The 19,002-nt window shown below is 59.3% G+C and carries 21 protein-coding genes; 10 read left to right on the top strand and 11 right to left on the bottom strand.

Going from position 1 to position 19,002, the window contains the following annotated elements; all coding sequences use genetic code 11:
• The first annotated feature begins 23 nt into the window (after positions 1 to 23).
• Positions 24 to 1,040, top strand: a complete 1,017-nt coding sequence (locus AC0ZWN_RS20200) for an ABC transporter substrate-binding protein (RefSeq protein ID WP_476336258.1) — start codon at positions 24 to 26, stop codon at positions 1,038 to 1,040.
• 96 nt (positions 1,041 to 1,136) lie between these two features.
• Here the strand turns inward: AC0ZWN_RS20200 and AC0ZWN_RS20195 are convergent, their stop codons facing one another.
• Complete coding sequence (locus tag AC0ZWN_RS20195; protein WP_476336257.1) at positions 1,137 to 3,269, bottom strand: TonB-dependent receptor; 2,133 nt, start codon at positions 3,267 to 3,269, stop codon at positions 1,137 to 1,139.
• A 92-nt stretch (positions 3,270 to 3,361) separates the two neighbouring features.
• Positions 3,362 to 3,751, bottom strand: a complete 390-nt coding sequence (locus AC0ZWN_RS20190; protein WP_127926812.1) for a DUF2946 domain-containing protein — start codon at positions 3,749 to 3,751, stop codon at positions 3,362 to 3,364.
• A gap of 94 nt (positions 3,752 to 3,845) precedes the next feature.
• On the opposite strand from AC0ZWN_RS20190, the gene AC0ZWN_RS20185 reads away from it, so the two are divergent.
• The gene (locus tag AC0ZWN_RS20185; protein ID WP_093437296.1) at positions 3,846 to 4,286 is read left to right on the top strand and encodes a DUF3995 domain-containing protein; all 441 of its coding nucleotides are present in this window, start codon (positions 3,846 to 3,848) and stop codon (positions 4,284 to 4,286) included.
• Positions 4,287 to 4,395: 109 nt separating this feature from the next.
• Here AC0ZWN_RS20185 and AC0ZWN_RS20180 read toward each other — a convergent pair whose 3' ends face one another.
• From AC0ZWN_RS20180 to AC0ZWN_RS20150, 7 genes are all read right to left on the bottom strand, one after another.
• The gene (locus AC0ZWN_RS20180; protein ID WP_093437301.1) at positions 4,396 to 4,758 is read right to left on the bottom strand and encodes a Na+/H+ antiporter subunit G; all 363 of its coding nucleotides are present in this window, start codon (positions 4,756 to 4,758) and stop codon (positions 4,396 to 4,398) included.
• A complete protein-coding gene (locus AC0ZWN_RS20175) occupies positions 4,755 to 5,033 on the bottom strand; it encodes a K+/H+ antiporter subunit F (protein WP_007910754.1) in 279 nt (92 codons plus the stop codon). The genes AC0ZWN_RS20180 and AC0ZWN_RS20175 overlap by 4 nt, the downstream gene beginning before the upstream one ends.
• The gene (locus AC0ZWN_RS20170) at positions 5,030 to 5,518 is read right to left on the bottom strand and encodes a Na+/H+ antiporter subunit E (protein WP_095125729.1); all 489 of its coding nucleotides are present in this window, start codon (positions 5,516 to 5,518) and stop codon (positions 5,030 to 5,032) included. The genes AC0ZWN_RS20175 and AC0ZWN_RS20170 overlap by 4 nt, the downstream gene beginning before the upstream one ends.
• Complete coding sequence (locus AC0ZWN_RS20165) at positions 5,515 to 7,194, bottom strand: monovalent cation/H+ antiporter subunit D (RefSeq protein ID WP_476336256.1); 1,680 nt, start codon at positions 7,192 to 7,194, stop codon at positions 5,515 to 5,517. Before AC0ZWN_RS20165 ends, AC0ZWN_RS20170 begins: the two co-directional genes overlap by 4 nt.
• Complete coding sequence (locus AC0ZWN_RS20160; protein WP_007910763.1) at positions 7,191 to 7,535, bottom strand: Na+/H+ antiporter subunit C; 345 nt, start codon at positions 7,533 to 7,535, stop codon at positions 7,191 to 7,193. Before AC0ZWN_RS20160 ends, AC0ZWN_RS20165 begins: the two co-directional genes overlap by 4 nt.
• On the bottom strand, positions 7,535 to 10,453 hold the full coding sequence (locus tag AC0ZWN_RS20155; protein ID WP_476336254.1) for a monovalent cation/H+ antiporter subunit A: 2,919 nt from the start codon (positions 10,451 to 10,453) through the stop codon (positions 7,535 to 7,537). The genes AC0ZWN_RS20160 and AC0ZWN_RS20155 overlap by 1 nt, the downstream gene beginning before the upstream one ends.
• Positions 10,454 to 10,701: 248 nt before the next feature.
• Positions 10,702 to 11,637: a DMT family transporter gene (locus AC0ZWN_RS20150; protein ID WP_476336252.1), complete on the bottom strand. Its 936-nt coding sequence runs from the start codon at positions 11,635 to 11,637 to the stop codon at positions 10,702 to 10,704.
• An 85-nt stretch (positions 11,638 to 11,722) separates the two neighbouring features.
• Here AC0ZWN_RS20150 and AC0ZWN_RS20145 point away from each other — a divergent pair, with 85 nt between their 5' ends.
• From AC0ZWN_RS20145 to AC0ZWN_RS20135, 3 genes are all read left to right on the top strand, one after another.
• The gene (locus AC0ZWN_RS20145; RefSeq protein ID WP_194934378.1) at positions 11,723 to 12,286 is read left to right on the top strand and encodes a helix-turn-helix domain-containing protein; all 564 of its coding nucleotides are present in this window, start codon (positions 11,723 to 11,725) and stop codon (positions 12,284 to 12,286) included.
• A gap of 160 nt (positions 12,287 to 12,446) precedes the next feature.
• Complete coding sequence (locus tag AC0ZWN_RS20140) at positions 12,447 to 12,788, top strand: hypothetical protein (RefSeq protein ID WP_460090557.1); 342 nt, start codon at positions 12,447 to 12,449, stop codon at positions 12,786 to 12,788.
• A 186-nt stretch (positions 12,789 to 12,974) separates the two neighbouring features.
• Entirely contained in the window at positions 12,975 to 14,402 is a 1,428-nt protein-coding gene (locus AC0ZWN_RS20135; protein ID WP_476336250.1) for an FAD/NAD(P)-binding protein, read from the top strand.
• 200 nt (positions 14,403 to 14,602) lie between these two features.
• On the opposite strand, the gene ppnN is transcribed toward AC0ZWN_RS20135, so the two are convergent.
• Positions 14,603 to 15,976 carry a nucleotide 5'-monophosphate nucleosidase PpnN gene (ppnN, locus tag AC0ZWN_RS20130; protein ID WP_007910770.1) on the bottom strand — a complete coding sequence of 458 codons (1,374 nt, stop codon included), beginning with the start codon at positions 15,974 to 15,976 and terminating at the stop codon, positions 14,603 to 14,605.
• Positions 15,977 to 16,199: 223 nt separating this feature from the next.
• Between ppnN and AC0ZWN_RS20125 the strand changes: the two genes are divergently transcribed.
• Positions 16,200 to 16,724 carry a DUF3087 domain-containing protein gene (locus AC0ZWN_RS20125; RefSeq protein WP_099758710.1) on the top strand — a complete coding sequence of 175 codons (525 nt, stop codon included), beginning with the start codon at positions 16,200 to 16,202 and terminating at the stop codon, positions 16,722 to 16,724.
• Here AC0ZWN_RS20125 and AC0ZWN_RS20120 read toward each other — a convergent pair whose 3' ends face one another.
• The gene (locus tag AC0ZWN_RS20120; RefSeq protein WP_093437340.1) at positions 16,725 to 17,099 is read right to left on the bottom strand and encodes a DUF2784 domain-containing protein; all 375 of its coding nucleotides are present in this window, start codon (positions 17,097 to 17,099) and stop codon (positions 16,725 to 16,727) included.
• Positions 17,100 to 17,252: 153 nt separating this feature from the next.
• On the opposite strand from AC0ZWN_RS20120, the gene AC0ZWN_RS20115 reads away from it, so the two are divergent.
• From AC0ZWN_RS20115 to AC0ZWN_RS20100, 4 genes are all read left to right on the top strand, one after another.
• The gene (locus tag AC0ZWN_RS20115) at positions 17,253 to 17,951 is read left to right on the top strand and encodes an AzlC family ABC transporter permease (protein ID WP_476336249.1); all 699 of its coding nucleotides are present in this window, start codon (positions 17,253 to 17,255) and stop codon (positions 17,949 to 17,951) included.
• Positions 17,951 to 18,262, top strand: a complete 312-nt coding sequence (locus tag AC0ZWN_RS20110; protein WP_174244501.1) for an AzlD domain-containing protein — start codon at positions 17,951 to 17,953, stop codon at positions 18,260 to 18,262. Before AC0ZWN_RS20115 ends, AC0ZWN_RS20110 begins: the two co-directional genes overlap by 1 nt.
• A 63-nt stretch (positions 18,263 to 18,325) precedes the next feature.
• Positions 18,326 to 18,472 carry a hypothetical protein gene (locus tag AC0ZWN_RS20105; RefSeq protein WP_175559648.1) on the top strand — a complete coding sequence of 49 codons (147 nt, stop codon included), beginning with the start codon at positions 18,326 to 18,328 and terminating at the stop codon, positions 18,470 to 18,472.
• Positions 18,473 to 18,584: 112 nt separating this feature from the next.
• Positions 18,585 to 19,002 (top strand): transposase domain-containing protein (locus AC0ZWN_RS20100; protein WP_476336248.1); only part of this gene is annotated, 418 nt, incomplete at its 3' end.

The following is a 19,002-nucleotide window of genomic DNA, read 5'->3' as shown; positions in this document are numbered from 1 at the left end:
GTGAACAGCACGAGGTGCAATGCATGAACGGATTTCGACGGTTATTGGCTGCCAGCGTGGCCACGTTTGGTTTGCTGGCATCAGCGCCATCGGTGCTGGCCGCGCAGGCGCCGATCCATTTTGCCGACCTGAACTGGGAAAGCGGCAGCCTGATTACCGATGTTCTGCGGGTCATCGTCGAGAAGGGCTACGGCTTGCCGACCGACACGTTGCCCGGCACCACCATCACGCTGGAAACCGCACTGGCCAACAATGACATTCAGGTCATTGGCGAGGAGTGGGCCGGGCGCAGTCCGGTGTGGGTCAAGGCTGAGGCCGAAGGCAAAGTTGTCAGCCTGGGCGATACCGTCAAAGGCGCTACCGAGGGCTGGTGGGTGCCGGAGTACGTGATCAAGGGCGACCCGGCCAAAGGCATCAAGCCGCTGGCGCCGGATCTGCGCAGCGTCAGTGATCTGAAAAAGTACAAGGACGTGTTCAAGGACCCGGAAACCCCGAGCAAGGGGCGGTTCCTCAATAGCCCGATCGGCTGGACGTCGGAAGTAGTCAACAAGCAGAAGCTGACGGCTTATGGTCTGCAGGACGATTACACCAATTTCCGCAGTGGCTCCGGTGCGGCACTGGACGCTGAGATCAGTTCTTCGATTCGTCGCGGTAAGCCGGTGCTGTTTTACTACTGGTCGCCAACACCGCTACTGGGCAAGTTCAAACTGGTGCAACTGCAAGAGCCGCCATTTGATGCCGAAGCCTGGAAGACGCTAACCGATGCGGATAATCCCAATCCGAAACCGACCCGGTCGCTGGCTTCGAAGCTGTCGATTGGTGTGTCTACGCCGTTTCAGAAGCAATATCCGCAAATTGCCGAATTCTTCAGCAAAGTGGACTTTCCGATCGAGCCGTTGAACAAGGCGTTGGCCGAGATGAGCGAGAAGCACACGGCGCCGCGTGATGCGGCGGTGGCGTTCATGAAGGCCCACCCGGATGTGTGGCAGGCGTGGTTGCCGAAGGATGTGGCGGAGAAGGTTTCGGCTGATCTTAAATAGAGGCTGTAGCGGCCGGCCTCTTCGCGAGCAAGCTCGCTCCCACAATGGATATGTGTCGTTCACAACACTGTGGGAGCGAGCTTGCTCGCGAAGCTCTTAAAATTTCGTCATCACCGCCAATTCGAAGGTACGCGGTGTTCCGAGGTAATACGCCGGCGAAACATGCGCAAACTCGGCATACACCTCATTGGTCAGGTTACGCACGCGCCCGGTGACGGTGGTATGCGAATCAACCTTGTAGCTGAGAAAGCTGCCGAACAATGTGTACGACGGCACGGTCATGGTATTCGCAGTATCGGCATACACCGACGCCACATATCGTGCATCCACCCCACCTTGCCATTGCGGCGAAAAATCATAAGTCAGCCACAGATTGCCAACCCGATCCGGCACGTTGGTCGGCGTGTTGCCCTCGCGTGATACCACCACGCCGGCGGCATTCTTTTCGGTGAAATCATCGTATTGCGCATCGACCCAAGCGAAGTTGCCTTCAGCCAGCAGCTTGTCGGTGATCCGCAACGAGCTGGCGATTTCTAACCCTTTCGACGTCTGCTGACCGACCGGAATACTGCTGGTCGGGTCCAGTGGATCGGTCACGGCGAAGTCCTTTCGCTCAATGGTGTAGGCCGCAATCGTCGCCGAGCCGCGCCCGTTCAGATAATCAAATTTGCTGCCAATCTCCCATTGCTTGCCGGTGGAAACGTCGAAGTCCTGCGTGCCGTTCGGTTGCTCGGCGGCGGTGCTGTATTGCACGTAGACGTTGGCCGACGGAATGAATTGGTACGTCAGGCCGGCGCGGCCGGTGACTGGTTCCCAACTGCGCTTGAGGTGTTTCGGGTTGGTGGCGGTTACCGTGCGATGGTTGGTCACGTCGAGGTCAATGTCGTCATAGCGCAGACCGGTGAGCAGCGACAGTTTGTCGGTCAGCGCCAAACGGTTTTCCACGAACAATGCTTTGGTGGTGACCTCGTTGGTTTTGTCGCTGATCAGTTTTGGGTTGGTGCCGGGAATGTCGTAGAAGTGCCCCGGACGGTAGTTGTCCGGATCCACCGTGCTCGCACCTTTGACGTTCAGTGGCGAATTGGTGGTCTGGTTGACCTTGTATTCGAAGCCCCCCGACCACGTCGTGTCGAAACCGAACAGCGTGTTGTCATGGCGCAACTCGAACTGGTTGCCGTTCTGCTCACCCTGATGGCGCACCTGATAGGCGGTCGAGCGGTTCACCGCGGTGTTGTCGGCGGTGTACTGGTAAGTCTCGAGGTTGCGGTAATCGCGTTGGCTGTCGAGGTGGTACAGCGTGTTGCGAAGAGTGGTGCTGTCGTTGATCCGGTAGTCGACGATCGAGCGAATCCAGAGCGTTCGCTGCTCGTAACGACCGTCCTCGACGTTGTAGTTGTTGAAGCGGTTATGTTTATCGATCTTCAACTCGCCGGCCTTGGGATTGAGCACGGGCGTGCCCCAGTACGGACTGTCTTCGTGTTCATCCTGATATTCCAGGGCCAACGTGTGCGACAGGTCGGGGGTGAGGTCACTGAGTAGCGAGAACGCCACGCTCCAGGCATCGCGCTCCTGGCGGTCGATGTAGCCGTTGCTGGTGTTGTGACTGACGTCGAGGCGCGCGTAGTGCTGCACGTCGGCGCTCGGGTCGGTGAGGGCGTGGTTGAGGCCGAAAGCGGTTTCGCTGGTGTCGTAGGTGCCGTAGCTGACCCGGCCTTCAACCGCTTGTTCATCACGGGTGGCGAGTTTGCTCACGTAGTTCAGTGATCCCCCCACCGAGCCTGCGCCGTTGATCAGCGACGACGGGCCGCCGACCAGTTCCACCCGATCATAGATCCATGAATCGACGGGTCGCGCGAGTCCGCCGGAGACGTTGATGCCGTTGAACATCTGGGTGATCTGGCTGCTGGTGAAGCCACGATAGGAGACGAAGCCGCCGAACCCCGGCGGTGCGCTGGCGTTGACCCCGGGCAAGGTGTTGGCGGCGTCCTGGAAGTTCTGCGCGCCATGGCGTTCGATGTCGTTGCGATTGGCGATGGCCACCGAGGCCGGCGTGTCGCGCACGCTCAAACCCAGTCGCGAGGCCATGCCGCTGGATTGGTCGAGGCTCAGACCCGGTTCTGCGCCGGACTCGCCATCGATGGTGATCGGCGCCAGATCCACGGTGGATTGCGCCCAGACGTTAACGGACAGGCAGCCGCACAGGCTCGCCAGCAGAGTGAGTTGTTTCATCATTGAATCCTGAATGCTTGTCTAGGAGTCAGCGCACAGGCAAACGCCGCGCGTTGGCGCAGTGGGCTGACAAATCAAAAAGGTAGAGACACTCAGGCGAGCGGTGGGGCGCGAGGGTTGGCCGACGGCCAGGTGAAGCGGGCAGGGAGGTCGGCGCTGACGATGGGCACCAGTGGTGGGCTGTGTTGTTCGGGCAGGATCGCCAGCGTCAGGCTGGAGTTGAACGCCGGGCCCATGCCACCGCCGACCGAGCACAGCGGGCAGCCAAATGCCTTGGACAGGGTCGGCAGTTGTTCTTCAGTGGGGTTGCTGGCGAGCGGCGCTTGAGTGGCCGGGTCGACTGTACAGAACTGGCCGCCGATACCGTTCAGCTGCATGCCGACCATTTGTCCGTGACCGATGCTGCAGGCGAACACGTTGAACAGGACGCAGCAATAAAGCATCCAGGCCAGTAGTGAGCGATCGGAACGGGAGAATTTCATGGGGCGGCACTTTACCGTACCGCTGATCGGTCGTGCACTTGGAAAAAATGCGACTAGGCTGATTTGTTCAAATCCCTTTCCAAGGATTTCAACCATGACCTTTGTATTGGCTCAATGGCTGGTGACAACGTTTGCGGTGATCGCCTTGATGCACGTGTATTGGGCGCTGGGTGGGCAGTGGGCGGCAGCGGTGGTGGTGCCGCAGGTGCCGGTGCGCGGATTTGTCGCAACGGTGCGGCCGGCGTTCAAGCCGTCAGGCTGGCTCACGTTGATCGTGGCGGCGGCGTTGCTGGTGATTGCTGCGTTGGTGTGTATGCGGGTTGGCTGGGGAGTGCCGGCGGTGACACACAAAGCGCTGCAATGGGTGATCAGCGCGATCGCGCTGTTGATGTTTGCCCGGGCGATTGGTGATTCGAATCTGGTCGGATTCTTCAAGGACGTGAAGGATTCGCGGTTTGCGCGACTGGACACCTGGGTGTATTCGCCGTTGTGTGCGGTCTTGGGGGCGGGGTTGTTGGCGGTGGCTTGGGTTTGAGGTGAGTCGGATATCGCTATCGCGAGCAGGCTCACTCCTACATTTGGAATGCGTTCCCCTGTAGGAGTGAGCCTGCTCGCGATGGCGTCATATCAGCCCCTACAAATCTTCAGCTACCACTCTCGGTGCGGCGGCTACTGACTTCTGCCGGCACATCATCCCCAGCCATGCGCTTGCGGAACAACGCCGCCCGCGCCAGCAACAAAGTAGTCACCGGCACAGTAATCGCCAGCAAAACCGGAATCAGCCAGGCATGTATGACCGGCCCGGACTTCAGCGCCGAAAAACAGATGATCGACGCCAGCGCCACACACCATGCGCCTAGCGTCGAAGCCAGTGCCGGCGGATGCATGCGCTGGAAGAAATCCTTCATGCGCAATAACCCGATCGCACCGATCAGCGCAAACAGGCCGCTGAGCACCAGCAGGATCGCCACTGGAATCTCGATCCATAACGACAATTCAGCATTCATTCGATCACCTCGCCACGCAGCAGGAATTTCGCCAGGGCAAACGAGCCGACGAAGCCGAACAGCGCAATCAGCAGCGCCGCTTCGAAGTAAGTGTCACTTGAATAACGAATGCCCAGGGTCAGCATCATCAGCATCGCGACGATGTACAGGTAGTCCAGCGCCAAGACCCGATCTTGCGCCGACGGGCCTTTGAACAGGCGCACCAGGGTCAGCACCATCGCCAGCGAGAACAGGAACAGCGTCAGCAGGATCGCGTTCGACAGTAATGGGCTCATTCGAAAATCTCCATCAGCGGCCGCTCGTAGGTGCTCTTGAAGTGTTCGATGAACTGCGCTTCGTCATCCAGATCCCAGACGTGCAACAACAAAATGCTGCGATCCAGCGACAGTTCCGACCATACCGTGCCGGGCACCACCGTGCAGATCATCGCCAGCGTTGCGAGGCCGTGAGCATCGCGCAGGTCCAGCGGGACTTTGACAAAACCCGAGCGCGGAGGGCGGCGACCGGCATTGAGCACGCCCCACGCGACGATCAGGTTGGACATCACCACGTCACGACCGACGAGCAGGAACAAACGCAGAATCGTTCCCGGACGGCGAATGCGTACCTGTTTCGGACGCAGTTTGCGCATCATCAACGGTGCAGCAAAACCCAATATTGCGCCGAGCAGCAGATTGCCCGGGCTGATCGACAGGTTCAGGGTCAGCCACAGGGCGCACAGCGCCAGCGACAACAGCGGTGCAGGAAACACACGCTTCATGGCTGCACCTCCAGCATCGCCGATTTGGCTTCCGGACTCGGTACGGCGCGGGTGCCGAGCACCGCCATCACGTATTGCTGCGGATTGTTCAGTGCCTCAGCGGTGGCCTGGGTGTAACGCAACAGGGGTTCAGCCTTGAAAGTCAGGACGATGCTCAGCCCCAACAACAGGAAGATCGGCGCGCATTCGAGTTTGCGCAGCAGTGGTGACGGCCGCTCTTCGGGCGTCCAGAAGCGCTGGATGCCGAGGCGCGAGAACGCCATCAACGACGTCAGCCCGGTGAGGATCAGCAACGCCAGTAACGCCCAGGCCGCGTTGGATATCGGCGCGCCAGTGCCCAGGCCTAGCGGGTTGAGCAAGGCGCCGATCAGGCTGAGTTTGCCGATAAATCCGGACAGCGGCGGCATGCCGATAATCAGCAAAGCGCAGGCGATGAAGCTCAGGCCGAGAAACGCCATGGTCCACGGGATAACCTGGCCGACCACGGCTTTCTGCTCGTCATCGAGGTTGATGCCTTTGGGTGGTTGCAGGGATTCCTGTGGACGTGGCAGCAGTTCGCTTTCGTCTTCCAGCGGGATCTCGTTGGCCGAACGGGAGCGTTCGATCAACTCGGCCAGCAGGAACAGTGCACTCAGCGCCAGGGTCGAGCTGACCAGATAGAACAGCGCCGCGCCGATCAGGTTTGGCTGGGCGAAACCGACGGCCGATAACAGAATCCCCGCCGACACCAGAATGCTCAGGCTGGCCATGCGCTCCAGCCGTTGCGCGGCCAGAATCGCCAGCGCCGCACAGGCCATCGTCGCCATACCACCGTAGATCAGCCAGCCGCCACCAAAGAATGCCGACGCCCCAGCCTGCCCGGAAAACAGCAACGTCCACAGGCGTAGCAACGTGTACACGCCGACCTTGGTCATGATCGCGAACATCGCCGCCACCGGTGCACTGGCGGAAGAATAGGCGGGTACGAGCCAGAAGTTCAGCGGCCACATGCCGGCCTTGGCCAGGAACGCGACGGCGAGAATCCCCGCACCGGCGTGCAGCAGGCCACGGTCGGCTTCCGGCACCAGTGGAATCTTCAGCGCCAGATCGGCCATGTTCAGCGTGCCGGTGACACCGTAGATCAGGGCCGCGCCAATCAGAAACAGCGACGAGGCAAGCAGGTTGATCGAGATGTAATGTAGCCCCGATGAGACCCGCGCCCGACCCGAGCCGTGCAGCAACAGGCCATAGGACGCGGCGAGCAACACTTCGAAGAATACGAACAGGTTGAACAGATCCGCCGTCAGGAATGCACCGTACAGGCCCATCAACTGAATCTGGAACAGCGCGTGGAAGCTTGAACCGGCGCCATCCCAACGGGCCATGGCAAACAGCAGGGCGCTGACGCCGATGATTCCGGTCAGCACCAGCATCAGCGCCGACAGACGATCAATCACCAGCACAATGCCGAACGGCGCCTGCCAGTTGCCCGGCAGGTAAACCCCGATGGAGCCAGGCACGCCGGTGGTTTGCGTCCAGTGCAGCAACAGCACCGAAATGAACAGGCCGACGAGGCTGGAGAACAGGTTGATTTTTGCCTTCAACGGTCGGTGCCGCTCACCGAGCATCAGCATGATGGCGGCGGTCAGCAGCGGCAGCAGGATCGGTGCGGCGATCAGGTGAGTCATCGCCATCATTCCTTAGGCTCCCGGCCGTCAACGTGGTCGGTGCCGGTCAAACCGCGTGAAGCGAGCAGCACGACGAGGAACAGCGCGGTCATGGCGAAACTGATGACGATCGCGGTGAGTACCAGTGCCTGTGGCAGCGGGTCGGTGTAGTGCAACAAATCCTGGGTGACACCGTCCTTGATCACCGGCTCCTTGCCGATGAACAGGCTGCCCATGCTGAAGATGAACAGGTTGACGCCATACGACAGCAGGCACAGGCCCATGACCACCTGGAATGTCCGTGGCCGCAGGATCAGCCAGACGCCGGAGGCGGCGAGCACGCCGATGGCGATTGCGATGACTTCTTCCATCAGACGGCTCCTTTGCTGGCGACGGACTTGGGCAGCGATGCGGTCTTGTGACCCCGCACCGATTGGTGGGCGAGGGCGGTGAGGATCAACAGCGTCGAACCGACCACCACGCCGTACACGCCAATGTCGAAGAACAACGCGCTGGCGACATGGATGTCACCTAGCACTGGCAAGCTGAAATGCCAGGTGTGCGTGGTCAGGAACGGATAACCGACCAGCATCGCGCCCAGACCTGTAGCGGTGGCGAATAGCAATCCGGTGCCCATCCAGCGCAACGGCCGCAGGCTCATTTGCGCCTCGACCCACTGGGTGCCGGCGACCATGTATTGCAGGATGAACGCCACCGACATCACCAGACCGGCGACGAAACCGCCGCCCGGCTGGTTGTGCCCGCGCATGAACAGGTAGCACGACACCACCAGCGCAATCGGCAGCAGCAGACGCACCAGCACTGCCGGCACCATCATGAAGCCGAGCGCGGTATCGCTGGCCGAACGCGGGTTGACCAGATCGGTGACCACGTCCGGTGCCAGCAAGCGTTGCTGGGCTGGCAATTGCAGGCTTTCTTTCGGTGGGCGGAAACGGCGGAGCAGGGCGAATACGGTCAGTGCCACGGCGACCAGCACGGTGATTTCGCCGAGGGTGTCGAAGCCACGGAAATCCACCAGCATCACGTTGACCACGTTGCTGCCGCCGCCCTCGGGCATGGAGCGGCTCAGGTAGAACGAGGAGATGTCGTTCGGCGTCTGCCGCGTCAGCATCGCGTAGGACAGCAGCGCCATGCCGCCGCCGACGGCAATCGACAATAGTAAGTCGCGCAGGCGGCGAATGCGTGCCTTGCGCAGGCTGCTCGGCAGTGGCGAGACTTCTTCGATGCGTCGTGGCAACCAGCGCAGGCCGAGCAGAATCAGTACGGTGGTGACCACTTCCACTGCCAGTTGCGTCAGGGCCAGATCCGGTGCGGAGAACCAGACGAAGGTCACGCAGGTCATCAACCCGCAGACGCTGACCATGGTCAGGGCGGCGAGACGGTGATACTTGGCTTGCCACGCGGCGCCGAGCGCGCAGGCGATGGCCAGCAACCACAGGGTCACGAAGACGATCGAACCGGGGATTTTCGGCCGGTCGCCCCAGCTCAGGCTGCTGTGCAACATCGGGATCAGACCGGCGAGCACCGCCGCCAATACCATCAGGAACAATTGCATCTGCAGACGCTTGGTGCCGAGGCGCCGCTCCAGGCGTCGGGCCAGGCGCATCATCACCACGAGGCTGCGCTCGAACAGGCGCTTGCCGTTGAAGCGGCCCACCAGTGGCGGATATTTGAAACGTCCGCGCTTGAGCTGATTGCGCAGCAACAGATAGACGATGATGCCGCCGGACATGGCGATCAGGCTCATGATCATCGGTGCGTTCAGACCGTGCCAGATCGCCAGGCTGTATTCCGGCAGTGTGCCGCCAACCACTGGCAATGCCGCCGCCGCGAGCAATGGGCCGACGATCTGCGCCGGGAAAATCCCCACCAGCAAGCAAGTGAATACCAGCAGTTCCACTGGCGCGCGCATCCAGCGCGGCGGCTCGTGCGGTGTGTGCGGCAGGTCGGTGGCCGGCGGGCCGAAGAACACATCGACGGTGAAACGCAGGGAATAGGCAACGCTGAATGTACCGGCGATGGTCGCAACAATCGGCAACGCCGCTTCGACCCACGCTGTGGCATTGATGAACACGGTTTCGGCGAAGAACATCTCTTTCGACAGGAAGCCGTTAAGCAGCGGCACGCCTGCCATCGAGGCGCTGGCAACCATGGCCAGCGTCGCTGTGAAGGGAATCAGTTTGATCAGGCCGCTGAGTTTGCGGATATCGCGAGTACCGCTTTCATGGTCGATGATGCCCGCGGCCATGAACAGCGAGGCTTTGAATGTCGCGTGATTTAGGATGTGGAATACCGCCGCCACAGCGGCCAACGGGCTATTGAGACCCAACAACAGCGTGATCAGGCCGAGGTGGCTGATGGTCGAGTAAGCCAGCAGACCTTTGAGATCGTTCTGGAACATCGCGCAATAGGCGCCGAGCAACAGCGTACACGCACCAGCGCCGCTGACGATGTAGAACCATTCTTCGCTGCCGGACAGCGACGGCCACAGACGCGCAAGCAGGAAAACCCCGGCCTTGACCATGGTGGCCGAATGCAGATAGGCCGAAACCGGTGTCGGCGCCGCCATTGCGTGCGGCAGCCAGAAGTGGAAAGGGAACTGCGCACTTTTGCTGAGGGCGCCAATGAGAATAAGCGGAAGGAGGATAGGGTAGAGGGAATGTGCACGAATCATGTCGCCGGCGGCCAGGACCTTGTCGAGGTCATAGCTGCCGACGACATGGCCGAGAATCATGACCCCCGCCAGCAGGCATAACCCGCCGGCACCGGTGACCATCAACGCCATATAAGCGCCGCGACGGGCGTCGGCGCGGTGGTGCCAGTAGCCGATCAACAGGAACGAGAAGAGGCTGGTCAGCTCCCAGAAAAACACGATCTGAATCAGATTGCCGGAGATGACCAGGCCGAGCATGGCGCCCATGAACGCCAGAAAAAACGCGAAGAAACGCGGCACCGGATCGTCCGGCGACATGTAATAACGGGCATATAAAGAGACGAGGGTGCCGATGCCGAGCACCAACATCGAGAACAGCCAGGCGAAACCGTCCATGCGTAGAACGAAGTTCAAACCGAGGCTGGGCAGCCACATGAACTCTTCGCGAATGACGCCGCCGTGGGCAATTTGCGGGTACAGCATCGCGACCTGGACGGTGCCGATCAGAGCGACCAGACCTGCCAGCAGGGATTCGGTATTACGCGCATTGTGTGGCAGCACCGCTGCCAGACAGCTGCCAATGAATGGCAGAAGCAGTAGAACTATCAGGGACATAGGCTTCTAATCTGCGGAAGTTTGTGAAGCATCATACGTGCCAGCTCCCCGATCACCAAACGCCAGGATGTCTCAGAATCCTACAAAGTAGTCTGGAATTTTCTGTTTGGCATTGTTTCAGGTAGATCGATGTTGCTTGGAATGGCCTCATCGCGAGCAGGCTCATTCCTACAGGGGGGAACGCATTTCAAGTGTAGGAGTGAGCCTGCTCGCGATAGCTATAGTCCAGGCACTCAAGATATTGCAGATTAACCCTGGGTTTCCCGCTCCAGCTCAACGTCTGCTGGGGCAACCTTCCCCTTGGTCTTCAACTCACTGACTATAACCGCCGCAACAATCAACCCGGCGCCCACCAGCGCAATCGCCGGCAAGCGCTCGCCAGCAATTCGCCCGACAATCCCGGCCCACACCGGCTCACCGGCATAGATCAATGTCGCCCGGGTTGGCGAAACACTTTTCTGCGCCCAGTTCATCGCCACCTGAATAGCCGCACTTGCCGCGCCCAACCCCAGCGCAGTCACCAGTAGGGTCCAGGAAAAGTCCGGAATCAATTCGCCAGTCGGCACCACCAGCAGGAACGACAACACCGAAGTCGTGGCCAGTTGCACCACAGTGACCCGACGCACATCCACCTGGCCGGCGTAGGTACTGATCAAAATGATTTCAGCGGCAATCGCGATCGCACTGATCAATGTGGCGATCTCGCCCGGACTGAAATTCAGCGCAGCCCCGGACGGCCCCGACAACAACATCAACCCGGTAAACGCCAGCATGATCCCGATGCTCGGCATCAAGCCCGGACGACGCCCGAGCACCAGCCATTGCAGCAACGGCACGAACGGCACATACAACGCAGTAATGAACGCCGACTGACTACTCGGAATGGTTTGCAGCCCGACCGTCTGCAAGCCGTAACCAAGCATGATCGCCACGCCAATAAAGGCGCCGGCCTTGAGTTCGAACAGGGTCAGTTCGCGTAGATGACGCCATGAGAACAGCGCAACGATACAAGCCGCTGCCGCAAAACGCAGGCCGACAAAAAACATCGGGCCGCTGACCGTCATCGCGTGCTGCACCAGCAGGAACGTGCCGCCCCAGACCATGGTAATTAGCACCAGCACGCACTCGGCTTTGCTGAAACGAGAGAAACGGAGGGGAGTGGGGGAGCTGTTCTGCGACGTCATGACCTTGCGCACTATAAAAAGGAGGCCGCACAATGCGCCCAACGTTGCGCAGTATACTGCCCAACCTCACCGAGTGAGCAATATAGTGCACAAAGATTCAATGCAAAGGGCATCCGTCCTGCAACACGTCAGCCAGAACGTCCGGCGTCTGCGGCATGCCGCCGACCTGAGTCAGACCGCGCTGGCAGAAAAATCCGGTGTCAGTCGGCGAATGCTGGTGGCGATCGAGGCGGGCGAGAAGAATGTCAGTCTGACCACCCTTGATCGCGTCGCCGAAGCGCTCGATGTCGCGTTCAGCGATCTGATCCAGGCGCCGGATGCCCGTGATCCGAGCCGCATCAACGAGGTGGCCTGGGCGGGCACTCACCCGGGCAGCAAAGCGGTGCTGCTCTCCAAAGCCACGGCGACGCGCGAAGTCGAGCAATGGGAATGGTGCCTGCAACCCGGCGAGGTCTACCCGTCGCAAGCGGATGCCGAGGGCTGGAGCGAGCAGATTTTCGTCTTTGCAGGTTGCCTGACCCTGATGCTCGGCGACCAGCCGCAGCACATCGGTACAGGTGAGTTTTTCATGTTTGCCAGTAACCAGCCGCACTCCTATCGCAACGATGGCGATGTGCCGGCGCGGTTTGTTCGTAATGTGGTCATATGACCGTTCGTCGGTAAATCGTGGTTACCTGTAATTTCTGACAGTAGACGAACTGACCCTTCCAGCATTTGATGGCTTGGCGGATGCAAACGTTATTCGCTCCCGGCACGGATATCTTCCTTGCCGGCTCAAGTTTCTTTGAATCATCAAAAGGAGTTTTGATATGCGGGACTTATCAACTGCATTGCCTGAAGCACTTCGAGTTAAAGAGGCAAAGGAAGGCTTTATATCCATGAAGGATATTCCCAATGGCCCGACTGCCATTATTCCCAAGCAACCAATTGAAGATGATGGCGATGGCATTCATATTCTGGTTGGAAACATGAAGACTGACTACATTGAGCTTGGTCCAGTTGTTGATCGAGTGTATGAATTCACCCTGCCGCGGGAGTGGCTGATCGATTTTGCAGGGAGTTCAGAACCCTTGGTTTTCCAGTACACATACTTTGCGGGTGGTATAAACGAAATCATTTCTGAAAAAACCCTTTACCGTATCCTTCACTGATAAAAACACGAAAAGTTGAAATGCTCGACCGGCTCGTATCGGTCGGGCATTTTTTTCGTTATGGGATAGAAAAAATACTTTTTTCTATAGATATTCTTCACGCGGTTGTTTGCTGACCCGAGTTGCGCATTTTTCATTTGATGTAATGGCAGCAGTGGTCGGCCATTTTGGTAGCGAGCGAGTGGTATGAGCGAAGTACTCAGCGAACAGGCAATAACTCATCAGAGCAACGCAGATATCCTGATCATCGGCGGCGGCCTCAGCGGTACGATGCTCGCGGTGCAATTGCTGAGGCGGCCAGGCCAGCTAAAAATCCTGATCATCGAGCCACGCGCCGAACTGGGGCGGGGCGAAGCGTACAGTGCCATCGAGTTGGGTCACACGCTCAACGGCAACGCCGCGCGTATGAGCGTTGATCCGGATAATCCCGATGATCTGACGCAGTGGCTCACCGAGCACATTACCGCTGGCGGCTGGCCAGAGTCTGCCGAGCAGAAGGTGCCGATCAGTGAACTGTTTCCGCCGCGTGGATTGTTCGGGGTCTATGTGCAGCAGCGCTTGGCCGAAGCGCGCCTTGTCGGTGCGAGAAATGGCTCAAGCGTTGAGCACATTCGCGCGGAGGTCGTCGACCTGCAAGTCGAGGCCGATTCGGTACAGCTCACACTGAGCAATGGTCAGGCACTGCGCGGTGGCTACGCGGTCCTGGCGACTGGAATGTTCCCGGCCGCGCGAACTCCGCAGAAAACCTCCAGTGGTCTCAACGCCGCAGCGCTCGATCCTTGGGACGTCGCTGCCATGCGTCAACTCGACCCGCAATCGACCGTGCTGATCATCGGCTCCGGCCTGACCATGGTCGATGCCGTGGTGTCACTGGAGCAAGCCGGGCATCGCGGGCCGATCGAAGTGTTTTCCCGCCATGGTTTGTTGCCCCATGTGCGCCGACAACCGCCGGCCTGGGTGGATTTTCTTGGTGACGATCACAGCCTGCGTACGCCTCGGCAGCTGTTGCGTGAATTACGCCAGCAATGCCAGGCAGCCATCGCACAAGGCATCGATTGGCAAGCGCCGCTGGACACGGTTCGCGTGCACATCGCCCGGTTATGGAGCCAGGCGACTGACACGCAGCGTCGACAATTCGTACGACATGTGCGGCCGTGGTGGGAATGCCATCATCACCGTTCGCCGCCGTTGAGCGCGAAGCTGGTTGAGCGATTGCACAAAGAAGGGCGATTGCGGATTCAGGCGGCGTCTTTCAAGGGGCTGGAGCCGAATGTGGAAGGTGGCGTGAGTATTCGCGCTCGGCGTCGCGGTGAGTCGCAAACCTGCGTGGTGCAGGGCGCCGCGTTGATCAACTCCAGTGGCATCGAGTACGACTGGCGCCGGGTAGCGCGACCGTTGCCGCAGCAGTTGTTGGCGCGGGGTTTGGTGCAGCCGGGGCCGTTGGCGTTGGGAATCGCAGCGGCCGTGGATGGCGCGGTGCTGGATGCCGAGGGATGTGCCGCTGACCGGTTATTTGCCATGGGGCCGCCATTGCGCGGGATGTGGTGGGAGAGTACGGCGGTGACGGATGTCGCGTTGCAGGCCAAGGCGCTGGCTGTGCGATTGGCGGGTTGAGGTTGTTCTATCGGGCCCCTTCGCGAGCAAGCTCGCTCCCACAGGTTCTGTGGCGTGGCACAAATGGTATTTGCAACCTGAATCCCCTGTGGGAGCGAGCTTGCTCGCGAAGGGGTCATCTGATTCAACATCTCTGTTGACTGGAAGACCGCTATCGCTGGCAAGCCAGCTCCCACATGGATTGTGTGATGGCTTAAAGGTTACGCCACCACTCGATAACACGGCACATACGCCGCGCCACCCGGCAGTTTCATCCGGTGCTGGGCGACGAAGGCTTTGAGCAGCGCATCGAGCGGTTGCATGATCGCCGCGTCACCACGGATCTGGTACGGCCCGTGTTCTTCGATCAGGCGAATGCCCTTGTCCTTGACGTTACCGGCGACAATGCCCGAGAACGCCCGACGCAGGTTGGCCGCGAGTTCGTGCGGTGGCTGGTCGCGGTGCAGTTTGAGGTTGGCCATGTTTTCGTGGGTCGGATCGAACGGGCGCTGGAAGCCTTCGTCGATTTTCAGCAGCCAGTTGAAGTGGAACGCATCGTTACGCTCGCGGCGGAATTGCTTCACCGCTTTCAGGCCCTGAGTCATCTGCCGCGCCACTTCGGCCGGGTCGTCGATGATGATTTCGTAGTGCTGCTTGGCCGCTTCGCCGAGAGTGGCGATGACGAAGGCGTCGAGTTGTTCCAGATACGGCGCGGCATGTTTCGGCCCGGTGAGGATCACCGGGAACGGCAGCCCCTTGTTGTCCGGGTGCATCAGGATGCCCAACAGGTAGAGGAACTCTTCAGCCGTACCGGCGCCGCCCGGGAAGATGATGATGCCGTGGCCAACGCGCACGAAGGCTTCCAGACGTTTCTCGATGTCCGGCAGGATCACCAGCTCGTTGACGATCGGGTTCGGCGCTTCGGCAGCGATGATGCCTGGCTCGGTCAAACCCAGGTAACGACCGCCATGAATACGCTGTTTGGCATGGGCAATGGTCGCGCCTTTCATCGGGCCTTTCATCACGCCGGGGCCGCAGCCGGTGCAGATGTCGAGGCTGCGCAGGCCCAGTTCGTGGCCGACTTTCTTGGTGTATTTGTATTCTTCGGTGTTGATCGAGTGGCCGCCCCAGCACACGACGATTTTCGGCTCGACACCCGGACGCAACGTGCGCGCATTGCGCAGCAGGTGGAAGACGTAATCACTGATGCCTTGCGAGGTGCTCAGGTCGATGCGTTGGCTGTCGAGTTCGTTTTCGGTGTAGACGATGTCGCGCAGGGCGCTGAACAACATTTCGCGGGTGCTGGCGATCATTTCGCCGTCAACGAAGGCGTCGGCCGGAGCGTTCAGCAGCTCCAGGCGTACGCCGCGATCCTGTTGGTGAATGCGGATTTCGAAGTCCTTGTAGGCTTCGAGGATGGTCTTGGCGTTGTCGACATGGGCGCCGGTGTTGAGGATGGCCAGGGCGCACTGGCGGAAGAGGGTGTAGGTGCTGCCGGAGCCGGCTTCGCTCAGTTGCTGAACTTCACGTTGAGAAAGGGTTTCCAGGCTGCCTTTCGGGCTGACCGAGGCATTGATTACGTGTCGTTGGGTCATGCAATGATCCTTAAAACGATGTCATCTCAAGACTAGGCGATGGCATCCGAATAGTGTGTATCCATGAATGAAGATGGCACGATCTGCGCTGTACCGCCATGTCCCCGTTGGACGCTGAATAGATGAAAAGGAGCCCCAGCATAGCTAAATCCGCGGTAGAGGCGATAATGCGCCGGCCGGTTTTTTCAGTTAGCCCTTTTGTCGCTCAAGGAAGTCATTTGTGATGTTCGAGATTCAGCCGATGGATGCCGCCACTTTTCGCCAGCAGACCCGCCGCAGCACGATCATCATCGCCGTGCTGTTCCTGGTGCTGGCGATGTTGTTTTCCAGCGTGGCGGTGGCGCTGTTCGGCGAGCCTGGCGGCGATAACCTGCGCTTCAATGTCGGCGGCGTGTTTGTGGCGTTTCTGCTGACCGCAGCGTTACTGCGCGGGCGCTTCTGGAATCAGAGCTGGATGGCGCCAGCGGTGTACAGCTGGCGGCTCAAGCGCAATCTGATGAGCATCACCAACGTCATGCATCAGGTCACTGCAGCCGTGGAGCAGAATGATCCGACGGCTATGAAGGTTCTGCGCTTTTACCATCTCGGCTTGACGCAAATGCACGAACTGGACGGCAACTCCAGTGATCACGGGCAACTGTGGCGGGAAGTTGAAACGCACAAGGAGCGGATGCAGGCGCTGGGACTCGATACCGAGCAGACGCGCCTGGATCCGGTCTGGCTGGAAGCCTTGAAGACTTCGCGTTGATTACACCGCTCGACGCAGTTTCCACGAACGGATTAAACGGCCATACACCAACAGGTTGACCGCCAGCACCACACTGCCGAGCGCCAGTTGAATCTGCGGGGTAAGGCCTGCCGGGTAGATAATTGGCCAGATGTAATGCTCGATGAAGCCGCCGGCATATTCAGTCTGCCCGGCCGCGTGGCGCATGAGGTTTTCCCAGTAGGTCAGCGGGCAGGTCAGGTGCAGCACCTCGACCGCCACGCCCCAGGCCGCAGCCGGCAAATGCAGCCACATCAAACGTGGCCATTTGAGGACCAGCAGCCCGCCAAACAGCACAAACAGAATGAAGGACAAATGAAACAGCACCAGCCCGTCGGCTGCGATTCGGTACAGCATGTCGTCTCCCTGACGCATTTGTGAATGGCTCACATGGTACGCCGATGGCTGTCCTCAGTCGGCGCGATTTAGCGCAATTGCGCAAGATTGTTCAAGCCGGACAAGGGGATTTGCTGGCAGAGTCTGTTGCTGTTTCCACTGTTGAAGAGCGATATGTCTGACTCACTTATGCCGCGCAGTGCGTTCCTTCGCGGCGCTGTGGCGATCATGCCGTTGTCTCTGGCCACCGCGCCTTGGGGATTACTGGCTGGCTCCATGGCGATCGAGGCCAACCTCACACCGCTGCAAGGGCAGGGCTTGTCGAGCATTGTGTTTGCCGGCGCGGCGCAATTGGTCGCGATCGGCATGCTCAAGGGCGGCGCGGGGATTTTTTCGATTCTGTTGACCACGCTGCTGCTGACTTCACAGCACTTGCTGTATGGCATGAGCATGCGTTCGGTGATTTCGCCACTGCCGGGGCGCTGGCGCATCGGGCTGGGCTTTTTGCTCACCGACGAGTTGTTTGCACTGACCAGTCAATATGATCGTCAACAATTCAATCGCTGGTATGCGCTCGGCGTCGGCCTGACGTTCTACATCGCGTGGAATCTGTTCACCCTGGCCGGCATTGTCCTTGGCAGCAGCATTCCGGGGCTTGAGCACCTGGGGCTGGACTTCTCGATTGCCGCCACCTTCATTGCCCTGATTACACCGGTGGTGCGCAACGTGCCGACAGTGGTTTGCGTGGCAGTGTCGCTGTTTTGTTCGGTGCTGTTCAGTTACTGGCAATGGGGCTCGGCCCTGGTGTTGTCGGGGTTGGCAGGAATGACCGCAGGGTTTATCTGCAACAAGTTGTATCGGGAGCGCACATGATGGTTTGGGCGGTGATTTTCGGCATGGGGATTCTGGTGTTTCTCAATCGCTACGTGTTTCTTGAACCGCGTTTGCCGGTGCGCTTGAGTAGCAATGCGCGGCAGTTTCTCGGTTTTGCAGTACCGGGGATGCTCACCGCGATCTGCGGGCCGATTGTCTTCATGCCGGACAAACAGCTGAATCTGCAGTGGGACAATCCGTACCTGCTTAGTTCGCTGGTGGCGATCGCTCTGGTGATTTACACGCGCAGTACTTTGCTCAGTATGTTGTTGAGCATGGCGTTCTTCTTTTTGCTGCGGTGGTGGTTGTAAGTTGTGCGTTTGAAACTGTTCTACGCTTCAAGGATGACGGGTAACTGATGACGGGAGGTGTACATGACGACTGAGCCAAAGCAGCCAGAGACGGATGACCAAGACACGGATCAACCGACGCAAGAAGAAATAGAGCGGGAGAAACACAACGAACAGACCTGGAAGCGCGATGAATCCACAGAGCTTTCAGATCCAGACCGCAAGTTTTGAAGATTTTTACGAAAAAGCCCCGCACATGCGGTAATGCTGTTCACTTAAGTATTTGAATCCTCGCCGGGCTTCTTCGAAAATCCGATGTCAGATCTCTGGCATCGGATTTTTTATGTCTGTTCAACAGGACTTGCTCGACCTCGGCGACCTTTTCAACTTCTGTGACTTGAGTACTTTCACTCAAAATATTCCCATCGAGTGGGTTGCGTCTGCGCTGGGTCTGTCTAGCCAGGCCACTATCCGGCGGCGTCGCTTGCCTGCCGACCAAGTGCTCTGGCTGGTGCTAGGCATGGCATTGTTTCGCGACGAGCCCGTTCATGAGGTCGCCCGACGTTTGAACATCTGCGCCCAAGGTCTGGCTTCTGACCATCTGTTGGCCCGTAGCGGTGTGACCGAGGCCCGCAAGCGGCTGGGGGCCGACCCGGTTGAGTGGTTGTTTCGCAAAACGGCTACTCAATGGGGCGCGCAGCGCTATCCCGATGATGCCTGGCAGGATCTGCAAGTATTTGCAGTCGATGGTGCGCTTCTGC

The sequence above is a fragment of the Pseudomonas sp. 3B-A001-10F genome (assembly GCF_056313565.1).
The sequence above is the reverse complement of the archived record's forward strand: the minus strand, read 5'-3'. Positions and strand labels throughout refer to the sequence as shown.